Here is a 2,500-nt window from a genome sequence, read left to right on the forward strand (position 1 = left end):
ATCGTATTGAGAGTTTAAGGCTTTTTATTAGGTTTGGCGGTGACCTACTCTCCCACGTCTTAGGACGCAGTACCATCGGCGCGGCTGTGCTTAACTTCCGAGTTCGGGATGGGGTCGGGTGTTTCACTTGCGCTGTGACCACCAAACCGAATAAAAAGCCTTGCCCCTTTTGGGGGCGACATCAGTTTTGGATCCAAGTTTTGCGTTAACTTTTGGGTTTGTGTGTTCCAGTTTGTCTATTACTGGATCAAATCAAGCCTATCGGGCAATTAGTACCGGTCAACTGAACGCATTGCTGCGCTTACATCTCCGGCCTATCGACGTGGTGGTCTACCACGGCCCTCAGGGATACCTTGTTTTGAGGGGGGCTTCCCGCTTAGATGCCTTCAGCGGTTATCCTTTCCGATCATAGCTACCCTGCACTGCGGCTGGCGCCACAACAGGTCCACCAGTGGATCGTTCACCCCGGTCCTCTCGTACTAGGGGCAACTCCTCTCAAGTATCCTACACCCACGGCAGATAGGGACCGAACTGTCTCACGACGTTCTAAACCCAGCTCACGTACCTCTTTAAACGGCGAACAGCCGTACCCTTGGGACCTGCTCCAGCCCCAGGATGAGATGAGCCGACATCGAGGTGCCAAACGGTGCCGTCGATATGGACTCTTGGGCACCATCAGCCTGTTATCCCCGGCGTACCTTTTATCCGTTGAGCGATGGCCCTTCCACTCGGGACCACCGGATCACTATGGCCGACTTTCGTCTCTGCTCGACTTGTCAGTCTCGCAGTCAGGCTGGCTTCTGCCATTGCACTCAACGAGCGATTTCCGACCGCTCTGAGCCAACCTTCGCGCGCCTCCGTTACTATTTGGGAGGCGACCGCCCCAGTCAAACTACCCGCCACACAGGGTCCCGGATCCGGATAACGGACCGCGGTTAGACATCAAGCAGAACAAGGGTGGTATCTCAAGGAAGGCTCCACAGGAACTGGCGTTCCTGCTTCGATGCCTACCACCTATCCTGCACATGTTGTGCCTGATGCCAGTGTGAAGCTGTAGTAAAGGTGCACGGGGTCTTTCCGTCTAACCGCGGGAAGCCTGCATCTTGACAGGCAATTCAATTTCGCTGAGTCGATGTTGGAGACAGCGGGGAAGTCGTTACGCCATTCGTGCAGGTCGGAACTTACCCGACAAGGAATTTCGCTACCTTAGGACCGTTATAGTTACGGCCGCCGTTTACCTGGGCTTCAATTCGGAGCTTGCACCCCTCCTTTTAACCTTCAGGCACCGGGCAGGCGTCAGACCCTATACGTCGTCTTGCGACTTCGCAGAGCCCTGTGTTTTTAGTAAACAGTCGCCACCCCCTGGTTTGTGCCCCCAGCCAATACTTGCGTAGAAACTGGGCCTCCTTCTCGCGAACTTACGGAGGTATTTTGCCGAGTTCCTTCAACATCGTTCTCTCAAGCGCCTTGGTATGCTCTACCAGTCCACCTGTGTCGGTTTAGGGTACGGTCTGATGGAGGGCTATTTCCAGGAACCCCTAAGCAGCCCAATCAATCCGATAAGATTGAACTACAGTCGGGATCCGTCACATCCTCCTGGCCCACGAATATTAACGTGGTTCCCATCGGCTACGCATTTCTGCCTCGCCTTAGGGGCCGGCTTACCCTGCTCAGATTAGCTTTAAGCAGGAACCCTTGGACTTTCGGCGAGAGTGTCTCTCACACTCTTTGTCGCTACTCATGTCATCATTCTCGCTAGTGATCTCTCCACCGGATGGCTCACGCCCCGGCTTCATCGAAAGGTTCATATCCTCCAAGGCGATCCGAAGATCGCTAAAGAGGATGGAACCTATGTCACACTACGCTCCGCTACCACTGCATACGCAGTCCTAAGCTTCGGCTCATGGCTTGAGCCCCGTTACATCTTCGCCGCAGGACAACTTGATTAGACCAGTGAGCTGTTACGCTATCTTTAAAGGATGGCTGCTTCTAAGCCAACCTCCTGGTTGTTTTGGTCGTCCCACCTGCTTTCCCACTTAGCCATGAATTGGGGGCCTTAGCTGTAGGTCAGGGTTGTTTCCCTCTCCACGACGGACGTTAGCACCCGCCGTGTGTCTGCCGTATAGTACTTCCCGGTATTCGGAGTTTGGTTAGGATCAGTAAGCCTGTGGGGCCCCATTACCCATCCAGTGCTCTACCCCCGGGAGTATTCGTACGACGCTCTACCTAAATAGATTTCGCGGAGAACCAGCTATCTCCGAGTTTGATTGGCCTTTCACCCCTAGGCACAAGTCATCCCGATCCTTTTCAACGGATGTGGGTTCGGACCTCCAGCAAGTGTTACCTTGCCTTCATCCTGCTCATGCCTAGATCACTCGGTTTCGGGTCTAATGCCACGAACTCATGCGCCCTATTAAGACTCGCTTTCGCTGCGCCTACACCTAACGGCTTAAGCTTGCTCGTAACACTAAGTCGATGACCCATTATACAAAAGGTACGC

At 53.9% G+C, this 2,500-nt stretch carries 2 rRNA genes (1 of these 2 cut by a window edge); both read right to left on the reverse strand.

The features are described from left to right. Positions 1-31 precede the first annotated feature (31 nt). Positions 32-146, reverse strand: a 5S ribosomal RNA gene (rrf, locus tag KVX96_RS19170). A 102-nt stretch (positions 147-248) separates the two neighbouring features. Further along, positions 249-2,500, reverse strand: a 23S ribosomal RNA gene (locus tag KVX96_RS19175); it runs 579 nt beyond the window's last position.

This window comes from Pseudoruegeria sp. SHC-113, assembly GCF_025376885.1.
Taxonomy (GTDB): Bacteria; Pseudomonadota; Alphaproteobacteria; order Rhodobacterales; family Rhodobacteraceae; genus Pseudoruegeria.